At 45.7% G+C, this 4,969-nt stretch carries 6 protein-coding genes; 2 read left to right on the top strand and 4 right to left on the bottom strand.

From position 1 onward, the window contains the following. Positions 1-268: 268 nt before the first annotated feature. On the top strand, positions 269-508 hold the full coding sequence (locus tag N4A56_RS05580) for a hypothetical protein (protein ID WP_295545630.1): 240 nt from the start codon (positions 269-271) through the stop codon (positions 506-508). 187 nt (positions 509-695) lie between these two features. After that, positions 696-1,421, top strand: coding sequence for a hypothetical protein (locus N4A56_RS05575; RefSeq protein ID WP_295545628.1), 726 nt, complete (start codon positions 696-698; stop codon positions 1,419-1,421). A gap of 209 nt (positions 1,422-1,630) precedes the next feature. On the opposite strand, the gene N4A56_RS05570 is transcribed toward N4A56_RS05575, so the two are convergent. From N4A56_RS05570 to N4A56_RS05555, 4 genes are all read right to left on the bottom strand, one after another. After that, positions 1,631-2,494, bottom strand: a complete 864-nt coding sequence (locus tag N4A56_RS05570) for a PLxRFG domain-containing protein (RefSeq protein ID WP_295545625.1) — start codon at positions 2,492-2,494, stop codon at positions 1,631-1,633. Positions 2,495-2,516: 22 nt separating this feature from the next. After that, positions 2,517-2,867, bottom strand: a complete 351-nt coding sequence (locus N4A56_RS05565) for a hypothetical protein (RefSeq protein ID WP_295545623.1) — start codon at positions 2,865-2,867, stop codon at positions 2,517-2,519. A gap of 6 nt (positions 2,868-2,873) precedes the next feature. Then, complete coding sequence (locus N4A56_RS05560) at positions 2,874-3,701, bottom strand: hypothetical protein (protein ID WP_295545622.1); 828 nt, start codon at positions 3,699-3,701, stop codon at positions 2,874-2,876. Positions 3,702-3,791: 90 nt separating this feature from the next. Continuing rightward, positions 3,792-4,250: a hypothetical protein gene (locus N4A56_RS05555; protein ID WP_295545620.1), complete on the bottom strand. Its 459-nt coding sequence runs from the start codon at positions 4,248-4,250 to the stop codon at positions 3,792-3,794. Positions 4,251-4,969: the final 719 nt, after the last annotated feature.

Below are 4,969 nucleotides of genomic sequence, written 5' to 3'. Positions count from 1 at the left end.
TCCCACGTTGATTTGAAGATTATCAAACCCTTCCAAGAACCGATAGATTGATGATACGGTAAGCTTCGCCATGTCGGCCTCCTGTGATTCGCTTTTTAGGCACCATGCCATAATTTAATCCGGAGGCCGACATGGTATTTTAATGACAGAGGGATACAGCACACTTAGCAAAATCCGTACATCTACAGCACACGTACTTGATTTTATAAAACTATACCTTTATCTATCAGCCTTAAAAGTAATTACTTACTCAGGAGAAAAAGACTAAATGAATTGGAAAGAAATGGTTCCAAAGTGCTTTGGAATGGTAGACAAGGTTTACGCTGGGCATGAGATAGAAAAGCAACATGCTCGGAAGATGATAAGTGCAGCAAAAAAAGCCGGAGCAACTAAGGACGAAGTCGCTGATGCCTTATGTGACTATCTTGAACAGGTAAGCAAAGATGATATGCACATTGAAGCGCAGATAAGAACATTTAGAAAAAATACTGCAAAACAAAGCTGGTAAAAGACTCTTTAATTCTTTTCACTCTAACTTACATTTTCAGAGAGCGATCATGGAAGACAAAACAAAAATAATTATTCAGGCTCCAAGCACTAATAAAACCGCAGGAAAACCCCCTCCACCACCACCGAAGCAACCCACATATAGAAAAAACGAAACGCCAACGAACCCTCCCAAAAAATAACTCATTATGCCACAAGATGATCAAACGAATTCAGAAGATGAGCGTACCTGTAAATTCGATACAGCAGCGTTAATTGATTGCATTAGAGAAATGCAGCCAGACCCAAACAGAGAAGCATACCTAGAGTACAGGAAAACGCTAGATCAAATAAATTCTGAGCAGCAAGCTAGCTTCGATAATAAATTGCTAGCATTAGCCGGCACATTCTTGGCTTTTTCAACAAGCTTTATTGATAAAGTTGTTCCATTATCTTTGGCATCCCAATTATGGATACTTATTTTTTCTTGGATTAGCTTACTAATTAGTACGCTATCAGTCTTAATATCTTTTAACTACAGTGCAAAAAGTGCTTCTGAAAAATTAACAGAGCTCGACAAGCGATACGCTAGCGAACAGTACGATAAGATATATGAAGAAATTCCAACAAAATACGATGGTGGCATTGAGAAATCAAACATCATTGGATTATGGGCGTTTTTCATTGGAATTTTTTTCTTAGTCATATTCATTGGATGCAATATTGATCAAATTGGCAAAAAGTATTCCTCCAATGCGTTAAAACTTAACACACAAGCATTACAGGATACGTCAGCTATGACAAACATAACTATCCGAGTTGAAAAAGGAAAAAAAATTCCACCTCAATCACGGCCTGAGCGGTTAGAAAAAGGGAAAAAAATTACGCCACCTCCAAAACCACGGAATCCTGTCAACACGCCGCAAAAACAATAAATCTAATCAGCAAGGAGTTGTTATGATCAATAAAAATAAAATAGATTCTAGTAATGAAGGAAAAAGCATTCCAGTACCCCCTAAAGCATCACCTGGAGAAACCAATACAGTCCCGTTAGGAAAAACTCCGCCACCTCCACCAAAGCCCCAGACCCCAGCCAAGAAATAAATAGTCATTACGCCCCGCCATTATTGACGGGGCTTTTCCTTCACCAAACATCACCCATAGCCTTCTTCCTAAGCATCTCCCGACGATTCGGGCGCTTGCCCTTCATACGCCCTTTCAACCTGCGCCGGATATCTGCACCAGTCACAATAAGCCACGGCTTTTTATCCTTCTGCGCCTGCTCGTTCCACGCCATCCATTCGGATTGCGCTTTCTTCTGTGCGGCATAATCCTTGTCTTTGATGGCTGCCATGATCTTTGCGGCAATCTTATTTGCCGTTTCGCTGCGGATTGCCATGCTGCGCTTGGTGGCTGCATGACTATCCCATTGCCTTACGGCACTGACAGGCTGGAAGCCTATAGCACGGGCGACCATTTCACTGGTACTAAGCTTCTCTCCTTCAATTGGTGCCCCGCGCAATGAGGTATGCCCTTCATTCCACAGGCGGTATGCCTGCATGATGTTCTTAATCACCGTCGGCATGGCTTCCTCAAGGGCACGCATATCGTTTTCATTCTCAAGGGCGGTCATGATGCGGGTTGGCTTTTTCACGAACAAGTCCCAAGGAATGCCGAGGATATCACCCAAATTGTCGGCAAGGGCTGTCTGCGGGGTATCCGCTGCACTCAATCGTGAAACAATAGGTGCTTCGACCCCAAGGGAACCGCCAAGGGTCACGCCAAATCCGGCGGGCAGTCCGTAAATTGCCATATCGCGCAGCATGTCAGACTTTGGCAATGCACGCCTGATCTTTTCCGTCCAATCATCGTCACTGCCTATAATGAGCTGGACTACCGCCATAGCTGTGGCATACATCGGCAATGCTGTTACACCACCAAGGGCTGCGGTTGCCCCAAGAGATTTGGCAAGGGCTACCTTGCCTTCTTTGCCCTCATGCCGTGCCATCTGATTCCAAAGCAGCAGCAAATTATGAGAGAAGGTACGGAAGGTGTACACAGGAGAAACCGCCCGCCCTGCCTTGGAGTGCCTGATCGCCTACGGCTGGTTCTGCTTGCCCGTCTTTGAACACCACTTTCTTGATGTCCTTTAGCTCCTCAATTTCTTTACCGTCCCACTTCCATACAAAAGCTGAGAGTTTCTGCTCTTGTTCAGTACTCAGCTTACCATCCATAAGTGTGGATGCTTCTTTTAGAGATTCTTGCAGCATGCGGTTCCTGCGCTCTGAACGGGTGAGCTGTACTTCATAGACTTTACGGAACCCGTCATTCTGCTTTGCGGACCAATACGGCAATCCCGCAGCGGCTTGCAGGGCTGTCATGTCTTTCTAGTCGATTATGTCGCGCATTTCAGTAGATTCAATATCGACATTCAAAAGGTCACGTACCCTGCCCAGTCGTGGATGGCGCATAACAGCTTGCGGTACTAGATAGTAGCGCTGCCCATCCTTTGCAATGATGCGGGTACTGCTGCCAGCCCCCCGCAAATAGGAGACGGAATCGGCAAGGACATCTTCAACTAACGTATCCGGAGCATCCACAATGCCGAACTTTGCCAGCGCTTTTTTCATGAAAGCGACAAGCTTTTTCCATGCCCGTGCTGCCTTAACAGAAAGAGATTCACCCAAAAACAGCTTTTCAGCCACTTGGGCTAAATACTCTTCTGCCGCCTGCTGACGCTGCGATTTGTCCTGCAAGTCCAATCCGTAGCGTTCAGCAATAGATCGAAGTTCGGTATTGCCGACAGATAAGGCTACTTGGTTAAGCAGCAGATTACGCTCCTGCTCATCCATAATCCCGCGTAATCCGTGGTGCCCTACCTGCTCATGCAGCCAAATTTCTTTGGCTTCCTGCTCTGACTCTATATTATCAGCTACAAGATAAATACGCTCGGTCACAGGGTCATAAATACCCCGCACACCGCGTGTATCTATCTTTTCCAGCCCCACTTCAATATGGGCGGGAATATTACCCTCTGACTGCACAACAGATGCATCGAGAGCGTTAGGCATGACTGGTAATGCGCTGATTGCATCCTGCACCTTCTGTGCTGGAATGCCGGAAGTGGGCTTTTCAGGGGCAAGAGAATGTTTATTATTCGGCAGTGCTGGCTTGACTATTTCGTTTTCAGTGAGTAAATTTATATTGTTTCGCATAGGCGGCACTATGGGCAATTGTAGCCTGGCAGTTCTCGCCCATGCGAGGCTTTTCTTTTTATCCTGATACCGCAGCAGCCCCATCCTTATTTACCCAACATACCAATGCGGCCTTCTCGTGTACGCACTCGCAATACGGTTAACCCTTACACGCTGACTACGCACATTGTGGTGCAATGCAATCATTACATTTCTTTTATCAACTGGATTTTTAATTTCAGTCAAAATCGTATATGCACCTGTTTTAGATGCTGACTTGAATATCATGACAGGCTCCCACAAAGCCTGCGGTAACACTCGTAATTGCTCCATAGGAAGACAATGATCTTCGCGGTCACTGAGCACTTTTGCAACGTCTTTACCTTGCATGATGACAGGATAATCTGGAAATCCTAAGCGCTGTAAGACGTCAGGAGTACCCCCTACAATCAAATCCTTCGTCTTTTGCTCACCAGCTGCAAAGGCATCAAGCTGCCTGCTCCACTCCTGCATATCCTGCTCAAACTGTTTACCTGCAATAACCTCAGGGGATTCAAGCTTGAGACTCATAGCCTGTTTGGAGTCAAGCAACCCGACAAGTTGTTTAGCCTTGTAGCGTGCCTGATTGGAGCGTTTTTACATGCCCTTTTTTGTAGTGTGCTGCAAAAAGGCGGATCAAAAAGCCAAAACCGTGTCCATGGTGTGGAAAGCTGTTTGTCAAACGACCTAACCAAATCGATTGCTCCCGCGAACACTACAAGCGGCAGAACTCCGCTTAACAGCAGAATTTGCAAAGTTTGCAAAAAGAGTTTGTGCACGATGTAGCTCAATCTATTTGCAGCCACGCCTGTCTGTTTGCTCACAAAAAAAGCATGACTACAGCCCAACATCCTACGCGCTGAAATTTGCCCCTTGGGAAGCAAAAAATCTTCAGCCGAACCGCGTTGCAGACAACAGATACCGCCAGCCCGACCCGGTGCTTGGCCTCTAATGAAAATACGCCAGACACCGTTACTCACGGAAGTTATTCCGAAAGACACATGGACAATCATCCAGCTGTCAAACAAACAGATTCGCGCCATTACCTGTAAAGAAAGGAAATTGTAGATGGCAAGCATGTTGTCAAAGCTAACGGCTACGGATTCTCTACGCAGATTGTCACGTCAAACTTAACAGTTGATATATTCCGAGTTCAGTTAAAAACTCGATGGTTGTCCTGAAACCTAGTTTCTTTTTGGGGCGGTTGTTTATTAAAGCAACCGCCTCTTTCACTTGGCTCAAAGTAATAT

It is taken from the genome of Halodesulfovibrio sp. (assembly GCF_025210605.1).
Taxonomy (GTDB): domain Bacteria; phylum Desulfobacterota; class Desulfovibrionia; order Desulfovibrionales; family Desulfovibrionaceae; genus Halodesulfovibrio.
The sequence above is the reverse complement of the archived record's forward strand: the minus strand, read 5'-3'. Positions and strand labels throughout refer to the sequence as shown.

Coding starts and splice junctions, on each gene's coding strand:
- N4A56_RS05555 (WP_295545620.1), bottom strand. CDS start 4,250: ATGAGTCTCAAGCTTGAATCCCCTGAGGTTATTGCAGGTAAACAGTTT.
- N4A56_RS05560 (WP_295545622.1), bottom strand. CDS start 3,701: ATGCGAAACAATATAAATTTACTCACTGAAAACGAAATAGTCAAGCCA.
- N4A56_RS05570 (WP_295545625.1), bottom strand. CDS start 2,494: ATGGCACGGCATGAGGGCAAAGAAGGCAAGGTAGCCCTTGCCAAATCT.
- N4A56_RS05575 (WP_295545628.1), top strand. CDS start 696: ATGCCACAAGATGATCAAACGAATTCAGAAGATGAGCGTACCTGTAAA.
- N4A56_RS05565 (WP_295545623.1), bottom strand. CDS start 2,867: ATGACAGCCCTGCAAGCCGCTGCGGGATTGCCGTATTGGTCCGCAAAG.
- N4A56_RS05580 (WP_295545630.1), top strand. CDS start 269: ATGAATTGGAAAGAAATGGTTCCAAAGTGCTTTGGAATGGTAGACAAG.